Origin of the sequence: Paenibacillus sp. FSL K6-1230, assembly GCF_038002385.1 — a bacterium.
Lineage (GTDB): Bacteria > Bacillota > Bacilli > Paenibacillales > Paenibacillaceae > Paenibacillus > Paenibacillus massiliensis.
On record NZ_JBBOCK010000001.1, the window covers coordinates 5,959,747 to 5,979,858 of the forward strand.

Sequence of the window (20,112 nt, forward strand, 5' to 3'; positions counted from 1 at the left end):
TGTCTTATGTTCATTGGAGTTGAATTGCTGAATCTATCTGCACTCACAGACCCCTATGCTCGCTAGCCACGTATATCATGGGATGTAGCGTATACTCATTCTAGCTTATTACTCCAAAGCAGAAAACAGCTGAACAACTTGTGCATCCAGAATCGGCTTCCAATAGCGTTCTACCGGTATCGTTAGCGGCTGTGGGTAATCCTTCGCTTCCGGCCCAAAAAAGTAGCTTTTCTCATCGACATTGTTCCCATCCGAGGAGGACATGTATCCGCCAAAACTACCTCCTTCTGCTGTCTTGGAGGCCCGTTCATGCACTTGTCCCTGTGCGTCGGTAAAGCTGCTCCCTAGCCACATCCCGAAGCCACTCCCATAAGGATCTTTCTGACGCTGGCGGAACAGAAGCTGGCCTTCCTCCCAGCCCGTCTCTGCTGTTGGCTGTACCAACTCAAGATCTTCACCAGGCGCAGCGAGCAGCTGCTCCTTATTCAGATCAACTACGATCTTCATGCGCTCCTTCTCTACAGCGACAATGCCAGCCATGCGTAAGGATGCCGATTCGGGCTGACTATAGCGGCTCTTGTTGAAGACCAACGTGACAGCCGAACCATCGGTATATACCTCGGAATTATTAGACGTGATATAGGTTGGATAAAATATCTTCTCCTCGCCTGCCCCGCCTTGATTCACCAGCACCGGATTCAGCAGCTGGAAAATATGCTTAGAATTCAATGGGTCAAACTCCACATCTACATACGAAGCCAGCGGTGTATATTGTACCTGCTTCACCGTAATCTGCTGTCCATCGACCGTTAGGGTCCAATCAAAGGTCACTGCATACTCTCGCTCCTTGAGCATATCCGCGTCTAGCTCAAAGGCCACCTCCAGCCCGAGCTTTCTTGTACTCTGATTCGTTTGGGTAGAAGCATTATCTCCATATGTGGGCGATAATGTTATATCCAGCTTGGCATTCCTATCATAAGACATATCAGGTGATAGCTTATTGGCAAAAATAAAATCCACCGAATCTCCCGGAAGTATGCGGTTATCCCCCCTGCCCACAAAGTCCAGTGAAGCCCCACGGTACGGGTAGCTGTTCTTCACATCACCGAATTGAAGCGAGAAATCACTAATCATCATTTCCGTATCTGAACGATTCTGCACACTGAATAGTACAAATACCTGACGACCATCCGTCACAGCTCCAGCCACATCCAAGGTGTAGTCCCCATTCACTGCACGCTGACGAACGGGCTGCACCAGGTTCTGCTCCAGCGCGCTTGCTAGAGTGGGATTCAGACGAGTATCATCCTGACGGTAAATCTGGTAGTCATCCCACACGCTGGTGCTGTCACTTTGAACCGAGCCTTTGACAATGTTATCGTTGACCTTGCTATCCTGCAGAGCCCCTCCCATGGAGAATACCAGCAATACTACAGCAGCGACTGCCACGGCCCCGAGTATCCCCTGTGTATAGCCCCGTTTCCGCTCACGCTGGCGCCCCTGCTTAATTCCATTTCGCATAGCTGCATACAACCTCTCTTCTTGCAGACTCTCTGCCTGCCTCTTGATCTCACCAGCACGCTGACGAAGCAGACGCTCCTCATGCTCTGACATACTCATCACTCCTCCCTTGTATCCTCACAGATGGTCCCGCAGCTGCTTCAGCGCGGTTCGCAGCCAGGTCTTCACGGTCCCCTCGGGCTTCCTGAGCACCTGGGCAATCTGGGCAATCGTCAGATCCTGATAATATTTCAGCGTCACGACATGTCGATATTTGGGCTTCATGTGCTCTAGCGCACGCTCCAGGTCAATTCGGTCATTGCTCCTCATCTCCTGCGCAGTCCCTTCGTCTATGTTATCTACCGGAAGCATACGCCTCCTGCGTCGAAGCTCGTCCACACAGCAGTTCAAGGTAATACGAATAATCCAGGAGCTGAAGAATTGCTCATCTCTTAGTTTGTCTCGCTTCATCCAGGCCCGGCAGGATGCCTCCTGCACGACCTCAAGAGCATCATTTTCCTTCCGCAGATAACTTAGAGCTATGGCATACATCTTGTGACGCTCCGCATAGAGGCGTTCGAAAAAGGCTTCCTCATCCATCACTGCACTGTCCCTTGTGTCGTCTCCACTTACAAGCTCCCCCATCCTCGCCGCCCCCTTTCTATATATAATGTAGGCTTCGGAAATTAAAAGTCATGATTATAGCGCCGGATACATAAGCACAGCCCCTACCAGTTCTACCAGTCTCCTGCCGGCCCTAGAACCTGTTGATCCTACGATCTGGCAATCCTTTTTCCTAGAATATGAGCATCGTTATGAATCCTAAGTTAGACGGAGCTAGTGTCCAAAAAGATTGAATCTGCACAATAAAAAAAGGAGCACCCGTTGCATGAATAACCCACACGAGCAGGTAATTCAGGACTGGAATGATCCTGTATTCCATATGTATTAGTTTTTCTTTTTATGAAAAGAGCTCTGAGAATAAGCTCATTCGCTGTTATTCCGTTCTTATGCTTTGGGGAGCATATTTCGTAGACGCTTCTCACGGTAGCTCTGGAAGGCATGCTTGAGCATCCCTAATATGATTAGTACCACGCCTATGTTGATCGCCACATCGGCCAGATTGAGAATCCCGCGCCCGGATGGAAATACGAGAAAGTCAGTAACCTTGGCGAACATAAAACGATCAATCGCATTGCCCAAGGCTCCGCCGACCATGAAGCCTGCTCCTGACTCCATAAGGAAGCCGCGAATCTCTCCTTTTCGCCTATAGTAGAGCACACCACCAATGAACAGCACAGCAATCACTCCGAAGAGACGTGCGTAGCCTTGGAGCAAGCCACCTGCCATCCCGCTATTCTCGTAATGATGGAGCTGCATACCCGAATCGCCAAGCGGTATGACCTGACCGACCTCCATATACAGCCGCACGGCTATTTTTGTCCCCTGATCAACCAGAGTGACTAGGAGCGCTATGATATAAAACAGCATCTGTTGTTCCTCCTGCCTGTAGCAATCTATTCCGCTGTACGCCTATCTGGACAGACGGTAACGCTTCCTAACTAATGTACCATAGCTATAAAGCCGAAAGCCAAAAGAGAACAGGTCAAAAGAAAAACCCAACCCTTCCAGAAGTGCACCCTGAGGCGTATCTCCGAAATCGGTTGGGCTCTTGTTATTTTATAGCCGTGAGAACATCCAGCAGCATGGATTTGAATTTCGGTCGGTCGATCGCCTCGCAGACGCGCACGTTTGGTTCTTTGCCAAAACGTCCATTAATGTCCACGACACTATAGCCGCGCGTCAGCTCGCCTGCAGCCTCTACATCCACGTAGTAATGACCTGACTTGGTCATAGCGGACTCGTCTGCAGCTACAGCCATCAGCAATGTGTCGGGATGCGTCGTTCCATTCAGCTTGTGCACGGATTTGTTGAACTGCATAACCACTTTGTTGATCGCTATGAAGAATTCACTACCCGCACTGCCCAGCGCCGCAATCTCGGCATGATCATCATCGTCCATGACGGAATACTGCGTACACATCTCCCAACCCACCATCGTGATCGGAATGCCTGAATGCAGGACAATTTTGGCCGCCTCAGGATCTACGTAGAAGTTATACTCTGCAGCCGGGGTAATATTGCCCAGTGCATTGTTCGTACCGCCCATGATGTACAAGTGAGCAATCTCGGGAATAATGGTAGGGTCCTTCTGGATAGCCGCAGCAATGTTGGTCAGTGGTGCAATAGCCAGCAGTGAGATTTCTCCCGGATGAGCATGGATCTTGTCGATTATAAAATCTACAGCATGTCCACTCTCTGGACGCTGCACAGCCTTGGGAAAATGTGCCCCGCCCATGCCGTCATCGCCGTGTACATCCTCTACCGTGCGATGCTGCGCCTTACCATAGGCCAGAAGCGGACGCTCATAACCCTTGTACACAGGAACCTTGCCACCATGACCGGCAACCTGCACCGTATACAGTGCATTCTCAACCTCCTGGTCAAACTGTACGTTCCCGCCCGTAATCGTAATGCCCTCTACCTGAAAATAATGCAGTGCCGTCAGAATGGCAATCGTATCATCGCCAGCGGTGTCCGTGTCAATAATGACTTTACGTTGGTCTGCCATATGTAATCCTCCTCGTTAACTCAAAGCTTTACTTATTGAAGCACTTGGAGGTAGGCTTTGCAAGTCAATTCCTTCCTCCAAGTGCCGTTCTGCCCTGGCAACACTGTTCCAGAGCCCTTAGTTACCTTAACTATATCAAATGTCAGTATAGAGCCGCTGCAAGCGGAGAGCCCTGGCGCCCGCTGCTAAGCTTACTGTTCTTACAGCTCTACCCACGCCTCCAAGACACGGTCAAGCTCCTCCTGCAGACGCTCACGGTCCTCCCACAGCTGCTGAAGACTTTTGCCCTCAGCACTGGCACCTGATGGTCCGCCCGTCTCCGCACCTGAAGCCAACACTTCCAGCTCCGTATCAGCTGTGTGCAAAGCTTGCTCCAGATCAGCAATCCGCTGCTCCAGTTGCTCGCGAGACACGACGGCCTTTGTTGAATCTGCCTTCTTCTCCCTTTTCCCTGTGGCATTACTCCTCGCTTTGCTGGATGAAGCACCAGCAGTGGCTGCTGATGAAGCGCTGGGGGATGCTTTGGAGGAGGACGCTTTGGATAAGGACGCGCCCGCCGAGGGTAATCCAGCTCCTGACCTCAACATTAGCGCAGCAGCGTCATTGCTGGTGGCTTCCAGCCGCTGTAGCTCCTGCTTCTTGGCACGGAAGTCGTCAAAATTACCGAGATAGAACGTAATCTGTCCTTGCTCCAGCTCCCACACACGACCAGCCAGCTTATTGACGAAGTATCGGTCATGAGAAATGGCTAGCACAGTTCCGCCATAGGACTCCAGTGCTTCCTCCAGAGCCTCGCGGGAATCAATATCCAGGTGATTCGTTGGCTCATCCAGCAGTAACAAATTGGGCTTCTGCATAACGAGCAGAGCAAGACGTAGACGGCTCCATTCTCCGCCAGATAGCGTGCTCACGGAACGGAAGACGTCCGCACCATAGAACATGTATGCGGCCAGAATATGGCGTGCTTCCCCCTCCTCTACACCGACCTCTTGCCGGAAGTAGGACAGGACAGTACCGGTTGCCTCCCCACGCGTCTCCTGCTGCGCAAGGTAACCGTATTCCACACGAGACCCCCATGTCACATCGCCGGCGTCCGGGGACTCTTCACCAAGCAGGATACGCAGTAGGGTTGATTTTCCCGATCCATTATCCCCCAGCAACGCAATCTTATCACCGAATTCCAGACCACCCTCGACCCCCTGCAGGATCTGCCTGCCTCCGTATGCTTTGACGATTCCTTCAAATTGCAGGACTCTCCGTCCCGAGCGTTCCTGTGGATTCAGCTCGAACTCTGCACTCTGGCGCTCCAGTACAGGGCGTTTGATTCTGTCCATCCGCTCCAGAGCTTTGCGAATCGAAGCCGCTTTCTTGAAGAATTTCTCATTATCCCCGATGCGCCCCCACTCTTCGAAGCGCTTGATGGCCTCCTTCATCTTCTTGATCTGCTTCTGCTGTTCCTGATAATCGGCGAACTGGATGAGCAGACGCTCCTCCTTTTCCCTCACATACCCACTATAATTACTTAGATACGTGTGAGCCTCGCCATCCTCCAGCTCCAGCATTTTACCTGCTACCCTATCCAGAAAATACCGATCATGCGACACGACAAGGACAGCCCCGGTGTAGCTGCGCAAAAATTGCTCAAGCCATTCAATGCCCTTCAGATCCAGATGGTTCGTCGGTTCATCCAGCAGCAGCAGGTCAGGACGGCCTATGAGCTGGGATGCGAGCACAATTCGTGTCTTCTCCCCGCCAGACAAGGAGCTGAATGGCCTATCATACATCGCTACAGGAATACGCAGACCATCCGCCACCGACTGAATATGTGCATCCATCTCATAGCCGCCACCGTGCTCAAATTGCTCCTGCATGCTCGCATAGGATTTCAACAGCTGCTCCAGACGTTCAGCATCCTCTGCAATGACGGGATTGGACATGTCTTGCTCCAGTAGCGTCATATTCGCTTTGCATTCCATTAACTGCCGGTATTCGTAGGCCAGCGTCTCATAGACTGTAAGAGCGTCATACTCCACTGGAATCTGCGGTAAATAGCCGACACGACTATCCTTCTTGAGAATGAGCTGGCCCGCATCCGGCTTGCCCAATCTGGCAATCAAGCGCAGCAAGGTCGTCTTGCCACTCCCGTTGCGACCGATCAGACCGACCTTCTCTCCCTCATGAATTTCAAAAGTAACTCCGTTCAATATCAGATTCGCCCCGTGATAGGCGATGAGTTGTTGTCCGCTAACAATATGCATAATAAGGTCCCCCTAAGGCTTGTGTATTAAGCGATAGACCCTACTCTCCGTGCCCTTTGCAGCGCAACACAACACGAAAAAGAGCCGCAGGAGCTAAGCCCGCGACTCTTTCACATGGTCCACAGCATTCCATTACAGAATATCTGCGACAGCCGATCGAGTTAAGGTAGGCGTCTTCTCGCGATAGTTCATAACCGTATAGTTAAAAATGGACAGACTTCTCCCGTTGTATGGAAAAGCATGAACGATGCCAGCCATAGCCATAGGCAGCTGGCTAATACGGTTATTCGCCATCTCGTGATTCACCTACCTCACCTCCTTCTTCATAATTACTGTTCAATATAACACATTTTCTATACCCGAACAATCTAATATTCTGCCACACCGCAGCAACATCAAAAACAAGGCTCAACATCTGTCCTTCGCAAGCACTGCTACGGGCTTGGAGGGTCTTACGATCGCTGGATCTTACAATCGCCGTTAAAGCTTGATTATTTGACTGAATTATAATGATCATTGTAGAAATCAAGCTCTACGGGTGAGCACTCCAGTTTCTCTCGCTGAAGAGCCTACGGATGAATCTAAGTTTGCCTGCCCCGCCACTCCTGCTGTCGAATACGTGACAATGCCCTAGCGGCTGCAGACTTGCCGTTATGCGTCCCCTGCTTCGCCACTACTTCAAGCTTCTCCTTGGCCGGTTCATAACGATGATGACCCAGTACATCACATGCTCGCTCCTGCACATACATATCCTCATCGTCCAAATACGGAAGCAACGAATCCAATCGGGAGATCGGAGTCAGAGCCATGACAGAGTAGAGTAGCATACACCGCTCCTCCTCATCTGTCTCTTCCCGCTCAATCTGCAGGAGTAGCCCGCTCAGGCACTGAATATCCTCCACTTCCTCTTGTTGGCTCAGCTCTTGGCCCGTGGGATAATCCTTGGTCAATTCTTCCCAATCCTGTTCGGGATACTGCTGAATGGCAGTAAGAAAGGTCTCCACACTGCGAAAGCCTGGTGATAGATCTGTCTCTTCATGACTAATATGGCACACCTTGCCCCGCAAAATCCCACTCGCATAGACTCCTATGTAATCAGAATGATCGTTCGTCCATAGCGGGAGCAGCTCTTCAAAGCCCGTCATCCCCTGTAGAACGGATATCATCTCCGTTAACTCTTCACTGCTTAAGGGGCGAAGCCGCGATTCCTCGGTATACAGGCCTTTTTGGGCCCACTCCTGATCGACCATTCCTGCCACTTTCGTAACATCTACTTCTACTATACTGCCATCCTTCAAGACGTCCATGAGGCTCACTTGTCATCCCCCCTCCTTGATTCCAATCATATCCGTGTCAGGCTTGTTATCCGCACCAGACGCTCGTGCTTCTTCTCCAGCACCTTATCCTTCAACCGCAGCCCCTCCCCTGCCATGCATATTCCCAGTCGTTCGACGAAAAAAATAATGGAGCTACCCCAAAACCGGTTGTCACCGTTCCAGGCTGCTCCATGAGTGTAATCCAATAATTAAGTAATATAAGCTCAGCAGAACGGACTTGGGAATCACCTGTAGCCCTACCTTCTTCTGAGCGGAGGAGCATGCCTCCAATGCCATATGCCCCATTGTATCATAATGACAGAGCTACGAGCTTAGGTCTGACTTACTTCATCCTTCATCAACAGTAGCACCTAGTAGCACCTACTGCTTGAACCTACTGTCTCAAAAGAAACTCCAGCACACGGTCCGACAGGTAGGGCAGATGCTCATGACCATATTCATGATACACCAGTAGCTCCTTCTCCCCTTGAATACGATTGTAGACGGCAAATTGTGTGGAGGGTGGACAGATCGTATCTACCAGCCCCGTTACGAACAGAACTCGCCCCTTGATTCGACTCGCTAGATGCTGAATATCAATGTAGCCTAGCTTGTTGAATACGGCTTCCTCCCGCTCATGATGAGGATCGAAGAACCGGAAATAATAGACCAACTCCTCGTAGGCTGAGGTAGTAGGCTCCAATGACCAAGCACGCCTGTAATCAGCCAGGAAAGGATACACAGGCACCGCTGCCTTCACCCTTGGTTCAAGCGCCGCACAGGCTGTGGCCAGAGCACCTCCCTGCGAGCAACCATAGGCTCCGATCCGATCCGGATCTACCCCCGGCATGCTCATCAGAATGCGAACGATCTGCACCGTGTCCAGAAATACGTTGCGGTAATACAGTCGATCCGGGTCTGGATCATCGATCCCCCGAATAATATGACCCCGGACCGTCGAGCCCTTCACCATCAGGTTATCCTCGGATAACCCTCCTTGTCCCCGACAGTCCAGCGCCAGCACCATTATGCCATGCGCAGCATAAGAGATCTTATCGAACCAATCCCCACTGTCACAGGCATATCCGTGGAACATCGCCAGGGCTGGCCCTGCTGCGTCCTCGCTGACGCTTTTGGGACGTACAAGCTTTGCATGGACTCTCGCTCCTCCTACACCTGTGAAGTACAGATGATAGCAATCCGCCAGCGGAGAAGAGAATGCGGCCGGAACGAGCTCATACTCCATGGATTGCTGCTCCAGCTCATGCAAGGCCCGCTCCCAATAGTCATCAAAGTCAGCTGGCCGTGGGCTGCTGCCCATATACTGCTTCAATTCCTCAAGCGGCAAATCAGTGTGCATATTGCATTACTCCCCTCTCAGTCATGCTACATTACACCCCTATTAACCACGCTACATTCTGCCCAGCTCATGATCGTCCGAGACGACCTCATCCGTAGCCTTCACATACTCAACGATATCGGAGACAGTTGTGTAGGCCACGCCGACATAGGTGTCAGCCGCTCCATAATAGATGGCGATTCGGCCTGTCTTGGCATCGTGTAGTGTCGCACAGGGGAAGACCACATTATCCACGAAGCCCCGCTCCTCATACCACTCCTCAGGCGTAAGCACGTAATTGGCTGAGCGGTATTTGACCCGGGAGGGCTCATCGTGATCCAGAATGACAGCTCCCATGCTGTACACGAAGCCATTGCAGGTACCCGTGACTCCATGATAGAACATGAGCCAGCCCTCCGACGTCTCGATCGGTGCAGGACCACCACCAATTTTGACCGCTTGCCACCAGCCCTGCCCTCCTTTGCTCATGACATGCCGATGCTTGCCCCAGTAGACGAGATCCGGGCTTTCGCTAAGGAAGACATCTCCGAACGGCGTATGTCCGCTATCACTTGGACGGGACAGCATAACATAGTTGCCGTTGATCTTCTTCGGGAATAGCACGCCATTGCGGTTGAAAGGCAGAAACGGATTCTCCAGCCGAACAAAGCTGTTGAAGTCATCCGTACGCGCCAGTCCGATCGCAGCTCCATAGAAATCCGTGCACCAGATAATATAGTACGAATCCTCCACCTTCACGAGCCGTGGATCGTAGGCATAATTCGGCTGATAGGGGCGTCCATCCTCGTCCACGAACTCAATGCGCTCTTCATTAATACTCCAGTTCAGGCCATCATCGCTCCACCCCAAATGGAGATGCGGACGTCCGTTCACCGTCTCTGCGCGAAAGACACCTACAAATCGCCCTTCGTATGCCATAACAGCACTGTTGAATATACGGGCGATGCCGGGCGCTGGATTGCGCTTAATTACGGGATTATCCCGGTGCCTCCATACCGGACCTGGATATGACTCGGGTCTGTCCTGCCATGGCATGTGGGGCAACGCCTCCCCTAGAATATGGACCGTCTTGCTCTGGTTAATCATGCTTATCTACTCCTTTCCATTCCTAAGTTGAACTTACATAGCTTCATCACTTCACAGAGCCCTGCGAGAATCCGTTGTAGATGTATTTTTGCAGCGCGAGGAAGGCAATCAATGTCGGTATGATGGCGATAATAACGCCTGCGCTTATGACCTCCCATTGTGAGCCGTACGGGCCCTTGAACTTGAACAAGGCGGTGGAGATCACCTGTAGATCCGATCCCGGCATATACAGGAATGGCGTATAGAAATCATTGTAAATATTGACTCCCTTGACGATAATGACCGTTACGATAGCTGGCTTCAGTAGCGGCAGGATAATTTTCCAATAAATCGTGAAGTAGGAGGCGCCATCGAGCATTGCCGATTCATCCAGTGCGACCGCTATGGAGTCCAGGAATTGCAGAAAAATATAGACAGCGATAATGTCTGTCCCTAAGTACAGGAGAATCGCAGCCCAGTGCGTATTGAACAGGCCCAGACCCTTGATGATCTGGAAGGTAGCAACCTGTGTGGTGACGCCCGGAATGAGCGTGGCCAGCAGGAAGGCACCTACGAGCACCTTACTGCCACGAAATTTGAACCGGTTCAGCACATAGGCAATCATCGAACCGGTCAGGGTAGCTCCCAGAATCGAGATCAGCAGAATGAACGTCGTATTGATGAAGCCTGTCATCATGTTTCCTTCCAGAAAGGCCTGACTGTAATTGCTCAGGTTCAGCCAATTCGACGGAGGTGTCAGCAATCCTGTGGATGCATACTCCTCCTTTGTCTTGAGCGACGCAAAGAACACAACGAGGATCGGCAGAATCGCTACAAAAACGCCCAGCAGCAATGAAGTATATTTGAGCACAGCCCCAAGCCCGTATTTCAGCCTATGCATCTCTATCCCTCCTCCTTGATCGCCAGCCGCTGGATTAAGGTGACGACGATGACGATCAACAGCAGCACGACCGCCATGGCTGAGGCCAGCCCGAATTTATCATATTTGAAGGCCACATCGACGGTCTGAATGACGAAGGTCTTGCTACCGTTGGAACCTCCCGTCATGATGTACGGAATATCAAAGGCACTGATGGCCCCACTGATGGCCAGAATCAGATTCAGCTGGAGAATTCGCTTGATGCTGGGCAGAATGATATGCACGAACTGATGCCAGCGATTCGCTCCATCAATATCCGAGGCCTCATAGATATCACTAGAGATCGAGGAGATCGCACCCAGGAAGATGATGAAATTAAATCCCATATACCGCCACACCGAGGTACCTGCCAGCGAGATATTGATAATATCCGGATTGCCCAGCCACAGCTGTACATACTGCCCTAATCCGACGGCTTGCAGGAAGGTATCCAGCGTGCCATCTGGCTTGAAGAAGAAGAGGAAGATGAAGCCGATGGCTACTCCGTTCATCAGATAAGGGAAGAACAATACGCCTTTGAAGAAATTTTTGAGACGCGTCCTGAAGGTGAGTATGGTGGCAAAGTAGAGTGCCAGGCCCATCTGTATGAAGGTAGCTACGAAATAATACAGACTGACCTTGAATACAACGAAGTAATCCGGGTCTGTGAAGATGGTCTTGTAATTGTCCAGGCCCACGAAATTCATGGATTTGCGCAAGCCATTCCAATCGGTGAAGCTGTATTTGAACATATTGAACACCGGAAGATAGGCAAAGGTTAACAGCAAGGCTATGGGCACCAGGGAGAACAACACAATAATGAACCTTCTCTGGGCCGAGTAGCTTAATTCAGAAAATTTGAACATGACACACCTCCAAGGCCCTTTCTTAAAATCAGCCTCTGAATGCTACTGGGCCATCACTTTAGCCCGTGCCTTCACCCAATCGTCATTCAGCTTCTTCATGATATCGTCGAATGACTCGCTGCGATTGCCGATCGCGGCTTCAATAATAAGCTTCTTGAAATCAGGCTGCCACAGACCAATCTCTGCTTCCTTATCAATCTGGTCTACCAGCCCTTCCTGTCCTTCATCGGCAGGCGTGATCATCTCGAACTTCACCCCGGTCTTGCCGTACTCCTCCAGAATGGCTGGCAGCTCTGAGCCCACTACGGGACTGACACTGCCCGCTTGCTCTGTCGCATAGTTCGATTCGTTCGTGAACCATTCTACCCACGCCTTGGCTGCTGCCTTGTTCTTGCTATTGACGTTCACGCCCAGATTATAATCAGCTGCCAATGGCACGATGACCTCAGGGGCATCTGTAGGGAACGGCATGAATCCAATGTCGTCCGGGTTATCCGCCAGGCCTTTGATCTGGTCAATCGCCCAGGAGCCCAGAATCATCGCAGCGATCTTGCCCTGAGCCATGTCAGCCTTGGATTGCTCCCAGTCGGTAGTCATGGGATCTCGTTCGATGAGACCAGCCTTGGCGGTGTCATACATGACCTTATACAGCTGGTAATGCGGTTGGCCAGGCACAAAATTATCATCGCTGTTCGGCTGCGTAACATTCACATAGGCCGGATCGCCGGCAACCGTGGTAAGATCAGCCTCCCATTGGGTCAGCGCCCAGCCGGATGCATAATTCGTAAACAAAGGTACAGCCTCTGTCCGATCCTTGACCTGCTGCAGTGCGGCTTGGAATTGCTCGAACTTCTGTGGCAGCTCCGTAATTCCCGCGTTCTCGAATACTTTCTTGTTATAGATCACTCCCGAGTAGGTCATCGCAATCGGAATACCATACACCTTGTTCTCCACCATTCGCTCCTCGATACCTGTATACTTTGATTTCATTTCATCGTATGAGCCAAGGGGCTCGAAGAAATCAGGGATGTCAGCAATCGGAATGCTGGTAGGAATAAGGAGGACATCTCCATAATCATCGGTACTCATCCGAATCTTGATCTGTCCTTCATAGTCTGCGAGTGCTTGAAAATTCACCTTCACGTTCGGATATTGCTCATTGAATTTCTGGGCGTATTCCTTGAACACCGTATCTACAATATCCGTACGCTGCGTAATGACCGTAATCTCACCCTTCATATCCTGAGGATCGGTACTCTCAGGCTGTTCGGCTCCCTGGCTTCCCGAGCAGCCTGCCAGCAATCCGATGACAAGCAAGAAGGCTAGAAACGGCATGATTCGTTGAACACACTTCATTATTCTGACCCCTCTCCATAATAGAAGTTATCGTTAAGCTTACGGATTAGATTCTAAAATGGTAACGCTTACTTGTCAATTATTACTGCATAAATAAATATATTTTTATTTAAACAGAATGAATTGACACCTCAATAATCTCTAATTATTATAATCTTGTAAAGTTAACGATAACTATACGAATCAAGGAGGTGCTTCATGCTGCAAGATGTGACAGCCGAGCTTCGTAGCGAATGGACACAGCATATATTGCCGTTCTGGTCTAGGCTTAAGGATGAACGTCATGGCGGCTTCTATGGGAAGGTACACGTGGACCTGAAGACAGATCACGATGCTCCCAAGGGCGGCATCGCTACATCACGCCTGTTGTGGACATTCTCCGCTGCCTATCGGACGACAGGCCTTCAAGCCCACAGAGAGCTGGCAGACCATGCTTATCTGTATCTCACACAGCATTTGCTGGACCGGGAATATGGAGGGATTTACTGGATGAGCAGCTATGACGGATTGCCATTGGATACCCGCAAGCATATTTATGCTCAAGCCTTTGCGATCTATGCTCTAAGTGAGTATGTTCGCGCCACAGGCTCGAAGGCAGCTCTGCAGGAGGCACAGGCGCTCTTCCAGCTCATAGAGAACAAGGGATATGACGCCACAAATCAGGCCTATCGTGAGGAATTTGACCGTGGCTGGCAAGAGCAGCCTAACGAGATGCTCAGCGAGAATGGCGTCATGGCCGAGATCACCATGAATACCCATATCCACGTACTGGAGGCTTATACCAATCTCTACCGGGTGTGGCCTGACCCCGCTGTACGCCAAGCACTGGAGCAACTGCTCACTGTAATGCACGAACGCATCTATGACCCAGAGGAGCGCCGGCTTGGTGTGTTCTTCGACAAGCAGTGGAACCCTCTGCTGGACCTGACTTCCTTCGGGCATGACATTGAAGCCAGCTGGCTGATCGACGATACGCTGAAGACGTTGGGACTGGAGCAATCAATATATGCAGATATGGTTGCCGCCTTGGCCTATAGGGTAGCGGAGAGTGCCATCCAGAGCGATGGCTCCCTGATCAATGAGCAGGAGGGCAGCAGACGTGACCTTTCTCGGATCTGGTGGGTACAGGCGGAGGGCATGGTAGGTTTTCTCAATGCCTTTGAGCGTACAGGTGATTCCTATTTTCTCAGGCTGGTGGAGGAACTATGGCAATACACGAGAGGACATCTCATTGACCCACGTCCTCATGGTGAGTGGTACTGGTCTATAGATGCAACAGGGACCCCTTCAAGCCTGGAGATTGCCGGGCCCTGGAAGTGTCCTTATCATAACAGCCGTATGTGCATCGAAATTATAGAAAGGATGAGTGCGCGATGATCCACGAGCAATATGCAATTCGTCAAGCCAGACAAGAGGAGCTGCTGAGCCGCCGTAATCCAGTGAACACGGAATTCTACAACGGAGTCTATAACCGCTATCAATACCCCGTTCTGACCCGTCATCATGTCCCCTTGCACTGGCGCTTCGATCTGAATCGGGAGACGAACCCGCATTTTATGGAACGTCTGGGTGTCAATGCTGCCTTTAATCCTGGCGCCATCTACTACAAGGGACAATATGTGCTTGTTGTCCGTACAGAGGGACTGGATCGCAAGTCCATCTTCTCACTCGCCGTGAGCGACAACGGGGTCGACGGCTTCAGATTCATGGATGCCCCCCTCATCTGGGATGACATCGATCCGGAAGAGACGAACATGTATGATATGCGACTTGTACAGCATGCGGACGGCTGGATCTATGGCATCTATTGCTCGGAGCGTAAGGACCCTGCTGCAGAGCCCTTCGACACGTCAAGCGCGGTAGCCCAAGCAGCACTTGTCCGTACGAAGGATCTCAAGCAATGGGAGCGGCTTCCGAATCTGTCGACCCCCTCTCCACAGCAGCGGAACGTAGTGCTTCACCCCGAATTCGTGAACGGACAATACGCCTTCTACACTCGTCCTCAGGACGGCTTCATCTCGACAGGCTCTGGCGGCGGCATCGCCTTCGGATTATGTCAGGACATCCTGAATCCGGTCATAGAGCAGGAGATCGTGATGGATGAACGACTGTACCATACCATATCCGAAATGAAGAACGGGCAGGGCCCTGCCCCGATCAAGAGCGAGCGCGGCTGGATTCATATTGCTCATGGGGTTCGGAACACGGCGGCTGGGCTGCGTTATGTGCTCTATACCTTTGCCACTGACTTGCATGATCCTGCACGTGTCATTGCCAAGCCAGGCGGACATTTCCTGGCACCATATGATGACGAGCGTACAGGGGACGTATCGAATGTAGTCTTCTGTAACGGAGCCATCGTCAACGAGCGGGATGAAGTGTTCATCTACTATGCTTCCAGTGATACCCGCATTCATGTCGTCACGACGACAGTTGAGAAGCTGGTCGACTATACTTTCAACACGCCCGCGGATCCCCTGCGTTCTCTTGGTAGTGCAGCCCAGCGCCGGCAGCTGATCGAACGCAATGAAGCGCTACTGACGAGCGAGGGTATCCCGCGTTAAGACGACCATTTTCCGCTATGAATGCCTTTATTCATGGCAGGTAACGATGTATGATGTAAATACCAAGATGACACTGGCCTGAGGAGGCGACCAAGCTGAGACACAATATCACCATGCGGGACATCGCCGACCGGCTCGGGGTCAGCAGTATGACCGTCTCAAAAGCATTGAACGACAAAGAAGGCGTCAGTGAGGAGCTAAAGGAGCGAATCAAGGTCCTGGCCGTAGAGATGGGCTACCGCTATAACGCGGCGGCCCGTTCCATGAAGGAAGGACTAACTCACCATGTTGGTGTAATCATTCCTGAACGCTTTACAGGTCCGACACAATCGTTCTACGTCCGCGTCTTCCAGCATATCAGCAAGCACCTGGAGGCTCAGGGATACTACGGAATTCTGCACATTCTCAATGAAGAGGATGAGCAGGCCCTGATCTTGCCCAAGCTGTATAGCGACAATAAGGTCGACGGATTCATTGTGCTGGGACAGGTCAGCAAAGCCTATATCGAGATGGTACAGGCGATGAGCGTGCCCAAGATTTTTCTGGATTTCTATGACGAGCATGCCGAGATCGATTCTGTCGTGACAGATAACTTCTATGCGGCCTACGAGTTGACTAACTATCTGATTCAACAGGGACACCGACGTATCGCCTATGTTGGCAATCTGCATTCCACAAGCAGCATTCAGGACCGTTTCCTGGGCTATTATAAATCGTTGTTGGAGCATCGTCTGACGCTCCTTCCGGATCTGATCGTGAATGATCGGGACGAGCGGGGAAGCTTTGTCGATATGGAGCTGCCCGAGCAGCTACCGACAGCATTTGTATGTAATTGTGATCAGGTAGCTCATCTGCTGGTACAGAAGCTCAGTTCGATGGGCATTCGTATCCCGGAGGATTGCTCTGTGACTGGCTTCGACAACGATATCTATGCCACGCTCTGCGATCCAAAGCTAACTACCGTCGAGGTGGACATGGAACAGATGGCTCGTGTTGCTGTGCAGTCCATACTGAAGAAGATCGACAATCCTAACCGCCGCTTCGGACGCGTGCAGGTACAAGGCAATATTATCTATCGGGATTCTGTTCGCACCCATCACTCCACGCCAGACAACCCATGAGCAATGTGCTCATGGGTTGTCTGCTGTAAGTTCAGTTCGGAACTGGGCTGCTGCCCGTCACCTTCCGAACCGCATTCGCTATCCTAGCTGTGGGTTGAATACTGGCCGCCAGCTGCGTTCAGGATCGGCAGCATTCTCGTCTCAGGCTCCATTTGTGAGGAACAGAACGGGCAGTCAGGCTGGCTTGTGAATGTATAATCTGCTCTCATCCATCCATTACATGCCTCTTGGGTACAAGACCAGATCTGGGTATTCTCCTCGGGAACAGGCTCAGGAACATGACGTCGGTACATGGATACTCCCCCTATTCTTTAAGCGTAATCAAGACGTGCTCGTTTCGCCTGTGAATGAATCACCCTGTGCCGGTATTAATATGCGCCTTGTCCAGGAAATAATACACATTGTATGCAATTTTGTGTGCAAATATGACTGACAACCAGCTGGTGTTACTGTACATACCCCAAGGATGAACGAGCATTTTCCAGCAAGTACTCGCTTTTTCAAAGCGTTATAAGACCGTGCTCGGCCTCAGACGCTATTTGCGGATAGACTTGGTCCAGAAGCCTCCATGGAATTGTTTGGGCTCTACAGTAATGACGAAGGCCTTCGGGTCTAGCTCCAGAATGGACTTGTACAGCCTGCTTTGATTTTTTCGCTTAGCCAGAATCTCCATGACCAGTCGATCCCCATCCCTGCCACTGCCTAACCAGGCCGTTACACCGTAGCCCTTGTCCCGCAGTTTATTGGCAATCCCGCCATCAAATTCATTGCTAATCACCTTGACCGTGACATACCCAAGGGCGATTTTCTCCTCAATCCATGCACCGATCAGAATGCCCAAGGCATAGCCCAGAGCATAGACAATCAGACTGGTCACCTGATCCAGATAGTTCAGTACCAGATTCAGACCCAGAACATACACCACGACCTCGAAGGTACTAATAAGCGCAGCAACATATTTTTGACCCTTCAATGTCAGAATCATCCGCAAGGTGTAGGCAGAGACATATATAATTTGAATTCCGAAGATGAACAGCAGAATTTGAGCCATAGGTGACACTCCTTTCACAGTAGGATTGCGTATTTACGCAGACATGATAGTCACTATCATAACATGTTCAAGAAAGCAAAATGTTTGTGATCCTACTGAGCGGGTATATATAGGTTACACACATCACACGTTACACATTACACATTCCAAAGGAGATGACAAACATGAGTAACCACGGAACAAGTGATAAAGTAAAGGGTGCTGTCAATAAGGCTAAGGGAGAAATTAAGGATCAGATCGGCAATGCGACCAACAATCGTTCCCTACAGGCCGAGGGTAAGAAAGACAAGATCAAGGGCAATCTGCAGGAAGCTGCAGGCAAAATAAAAGACGGTAAATAAACCGTACAGCTCTGTAGCTGAGCTCAAACAGAGATTACAGCAAGATTCACAGCATGAGCTCATTATGAATCTCTGTTGGGCATACACATAGACGGTCGAATGATCGTCCAGAGGGCCAAGCGGCGAGACCGCTTGGCATTTCTGCGCTGTCAGCATGTCTGTTGTTAGCACTTCTCCTGTTGGTACTTCGCTGTTGGTGGTTCTGCTGCAGGTACATTCATTGCTGATATTACCTAATATCCTGCAACAATCGAACAGACGGAATATGTTATTAAATGGATATTAACAACCTCAATTATTCAGTCTGTACATATTCGCTTGGCTTATTCACGAAAAAAAATTAATGAATTTAGCAACCATTCAGGGGGCTTCTGCGTCTAAACATACAGGAACGGTGGAATTTACCTATTTTCCTTGGTGCTGTTGGAATTCAAGTCTATTAATGTTACTCTAGTATTAGCATTGCAATCCAACAATTGCTAGGTTCAGGACATCAGGAGGGGGACTTCGTCTGTCCGAATGAGTCAAGCAAGACCCAGATTTTATGATGAAAAGGAGCAGACAAACGCATGAAATTTATTAAAAAACCCGTAATTATCACTGCCGTATCGGCGTTGGCCGTATCCGGAGCATTCTTCTTGCCTTCTACGTATGCTGCCCAAGCTACAAAGTCTATTCAAGCCGTCTATAACAACATCAAAATCGTATATAACGGTAACGAAGTATCTACGGATGCTAGCACTGAGCCGTTTATGATTAACGGCACGACTTATGTACCTCTTCGTGTAGCAGGTACTGCACTGGACAAGAAAGTATCCTGGGACGGTAACAACAAGCGTGTCGTGATCGAGGACAATGCTGTTCCTGTAGACAACACTACTGTTGTTGCATTGAACCAACAGATCAATAACCTGACACAGCAGCTCGCAACCACCAAAGCGGAAGTGACTAGCAAGGACACTACGATCGCTCAATTGGAAAAAGATAAAGCTGCTCTGCAGGAGCAGGTAAATAAAAACAAAAACAATAACAACAGTAGCTCCAGTTCTATAAGCCTTCGTGACCTGGAAGATGACCTGAATGACGATTATGGCGATTACGAGCGAACATATGCTGAAATTTCGCTGAAAGGTAACGATCGGAATGTGACAGTGAACATTGATGTCGACAAGGCTAGATGGAACAATCTGTCCAGCAGCAAGCAGAAGAGCTTCCTGCAAGACATTGCTGATGACATCATTAGAGAGTATTCTAGAGCTAACATCACAGGTACAGTGTATGATGACAGCAACTCCAACAAGCTGCTGACGTTCGAAACAAATAGTCGCGGGACGATTACTACTGAGACAACTAACTCTAACACAAATCTCTCTTCACTTGCTCGCGATTTACGTGCCACTTTTAATGGTAACAAAGGTGTGAGTGTTACTGAAGTAACCTTGGACGGGGATAGCAGTGAAGTAGTTGCTAACATTTACGTCAATCGATTTGAATGGAACAAGCTGGGGAGTACTGAGAAATCAGACTTCACTAGAGCGTTCCTGAATGATTTCAAGCGGGAGTACACAACAAAAACAGTGTTTGGTTATGTTAGAGACGCTGATGATAAGAGTGTGAGATTGGATACATTCTAATAACAGTTATGCGATACAAAGAGCCCAAATTCCATTATGGAATTTGGGCTCTTTGTCTTTGTCTTTGTCTTTGTCTAAGAGTTAGTTTCAGTTAATTGGATTACAAGAAGCATAATTTGAATCCCTATA

Annotated in this window: 20 protein-coding genes; 5 read left to right on the forward strand and 15 right to left on the reverse strand. The window is 50.2% G+C overall.

Features of this window, described 5'->3' with window-relative positions; translation table 11 throughout:
- Positions 1-108 precede the first annotated feature (108 nt).
- From MKX74_RS26450 to MKX74_RS26510, 13 genes are all read right to left on the reverse strand, one after another.
- Positions 109-1,614, reverse strand: coding sequence for a hypothetical protein (locus MKX74_RS26450; protein WP_341180303.1), 1,506 nt, complete (start codon positions 1,612-1,614; stop codon positions 109-111).
- 24 nt (positions 1,615-1,638) lie between these two features.
- Positions 1,639-2,145, reverse strand: coding sequence for a sigma-70 family RNA polymerase sigma factor (locus MKX74_RS26455; RefSeq protein ID WP_341180304.1), 507 nt, complete (start codon positions 2,143-2,145; stop codon positions 1,639-1,641).
- Between the two features lie 363 nt (positions 2,146-2,508).
- Positions 2,509-2,991: a signal peptidase II gene (gene lspA, locus MKX74_RS26460; RefSeq protein WP_018883940.1), complete on the reverse strand. Its 483-nt coding sequence runs from the start codon at positions 2,989-2,991 to the stop codon at positions 2,509-2,511.
- Between the two features lie 184 nt (positions 2,992-3,175).
- Entirely contained in the window at positions 3,176-4,132 is a 957-nt protein-coding gene (locus MKX74_RS26465) for a nucleoside hydrolase (protein WP_341180305.1), read from the reverse strand.
- A 200-nt stretch (positions 4,133-4,332) separates the two neighbouring features.
- Positions 4,333-6,390 (reverse strand): ribosomal protection-like ABC-F family protein, encoded by a 2,058-nt coding sequence (gene abc-f, locus MKX74_RS26470; RefSeq protein WP_341180306.1) that lies wholly within the window; start codon positions 6,388-6,390, stop codon positions 4,333-4,335.
- 132 nt (positions 6,391-6,522) lie between these two features.
- Positions 6,523-6,696: an RAxF-45 family protein gene (locus MKX74_RS26475; RefSeq protein ID WP_197031810.1), complete on the reverse strand. Its 174-nt coding sequence runs from the start codon at positions 6,694-6,696 to the stop codon at positions 6,523-6,525.
- Positions 6,697-6,971: 275 nt separating this feature from the next.
- A complete protein-coding gene (locus MKX74_RS26480; RefSeq protein WP_341180667.1) occupies positions 6,972-7,697 on the reverse strand; it encodes a HEAT repeat domain-containing protein in 726 nt (241 codons plus the stop codon).
- 35 nt (positions 7,698-7,732) lie between these two features.
- A complete protein-coding gene (locus MKX74_RS26485; protein ID WP_341180307.1) occupies positions 7,733-7,912 on the reverse strand; it encodes a hypothetical protein in 180 nt (59 codons plus the stop codon).
- 188 nt (positions 7,913-8,100) lie between these two features.
- A complete protein-coding gene (locus tag MKX74_RS26490; RefSeq protein ID WP_341180308.1) occupies positions 8,101-9,066 on the reverse strand; it encodes an acetylxylan esterase in 966 nt (321 codons plus the stop codon).
- 51 nt (positions 9,067-9,117) lie between these two features.
- On the reverse strand, positions 9,118-10,152 hold the full coding sequence (locus tag MKX74_RS26495) for a glycoside hydrolase family 130 protein (RefSeq protein ID WP_028589902.1): 1,035 nt from the start codon (positions 10,150-10,152) through the stop codon (positions 9,118-9,120).
- A 46-nt stretch (positions 10,153-10,198) separates the two neighbouring features.
- Positions 10,199-11,032: a carbohydrate ABC transporter permease gene (locus tag MKX74_RS26500; RefSeq protein WP_018883933.1), complete on the reverse strand. Its 834-nt coding sequence runs from the start codon at positions 11,030-11,032 to the stop codon at positions 10,199-10,201.
- 2 nt (positions 11,033-11,034) lie between these two features.
- Positions 11,035-11,916: a carbohydrate ABC transporter permease gene (locus MKX74_RS26505; RefSeq protein WP_341180309.1), complete on the reverse strand. Its 882-nt coding sequence runs from the start codon at positions 11,914-11,916 to the stop codon at positions 11,035-11,037.
- A gap of 42 nt (positions 11,917-11,958) precedes the next feature.
- Positions 11,959-13,272 carry an ABC transporter substrate-binding protein gene (locus tag MKX74_RS26510; protein ID WP_341180310.1) on the reverse strand — a complete coding sequence of 438 codons (1,314 nt, stop codon included), beginning with the start codon at positions 13,270-13,272 and terminating at the stop codon, positions 11,959-11,961.
- A 201-nt stretch (positions 13,273-13,473) separates the two neighbouring features.
- On the opposite strand from MKX74_RS26510, the gene MKX74_RS26515 reads away from it, so the two are divergent.
- The 3 genes from MKX74_RS26515 to MKX74_RS26525 all read left to right on the forward strand — a co-directional run bounded on the left by MKX74_RS26515 (position 13,474) and on the right by MKX74_RS26525 (position 16,957).
- Positions 13,474-14,649, forward strand: coding sequence for an AGE family epimerase/isomerase (locus MKX74_RS26515; protein ID WP_445667338.1), 1,176 nt, complete (start codon positions 13,474-13,476; stop codon positions 14,647-14,649).
- A complete protein-coding gene (locus tag MKX74_RS26520) occupies positions 14,646-15,836 on the forward strand; it encodes a glycoside hydrolase family 130 protein (RefSeq protein WP_341180312.1) in 1,191 nt (396 codons plus the stop codon). The genes MKX74_RS26515 and MKX74_RS26520 overlap by 4 nt, the downstream gene beginning before the upstream one ends.
- A gap of 113 nt (positions 15,837-15,949) precedes the next feature.
- The gene (locus tag MKX74_RS26525; protein WP_018883928.1) at positions 15,950-16,957 is read left to right on the forward strand and encodes a substrate-binding domain-containing protein; all 1,008 of its coding nucleotides are present in this window, start codon (positions 15,950-15,952) and stop codon (positions 16,955-16,957) included.
- Positions 16,958-17,040: 83 nt separating this feature from the next.
- Here MKX74_RS26525 and MKX74_RS26530 read toward each other — a convergent pair whose 3' ends face one another.
- Together MKX74_RS26530 and MKX74_RS26535 are read right to left on the reverse strand one after the other, a co-directional pair.
- Positions 17,041-17,250, reverse strand: a complete 210-nt coding sequence (locus MKX74_RS26530; protein WP_018883927.1) for a cold-shock protein — start codon at positions 17,248-17,250, stop codon at positions 17,041-17,043.
- 242 nt (positions 17,251-17,492) lie between these two features.
- Complete coding sequence (locus MKX74_RS26535) at positions 17,493-18,008, reverse strand: DUF2179 domain-containing protein (protein WP_018883926.1); 516 nt, start codon at positions 18,006-18,008, stop codon at positions 17,493-17,495.
- Positions 18,009-18,172: 164 nt separating this feature from the next.
- On the opposite strand from MKX74_RS26535, the gene MKX74_RS26540 reads away from it, so the two are divergent.
- The gene (locus MKX74_RS26540) at positions 18,173-18,349 is read left to right on the forward strand and encodes a CsbD family protein (protein ID WP_081750272.1); all 177 of its coding nucleotides are present in this window, start codon (positions 18,173-18,175) and stop codon (positions 18,347-18,349) included.
- 569 nt (positions 18,350-18,918) lie between these two features.
- On the forward strand, positions 18,919-19,983 hold the full coding sequence (locus MKX74_RS26545) for a stalk domain-containing protein (RefSeq protein WP_341180313.1): 1,065 nt from the start codon (positions 18,919-18,921) through the stop codon (positions 19,981-19,983).
- Positions 19,984-20,112: the final 129 nt, after the last annotated feature.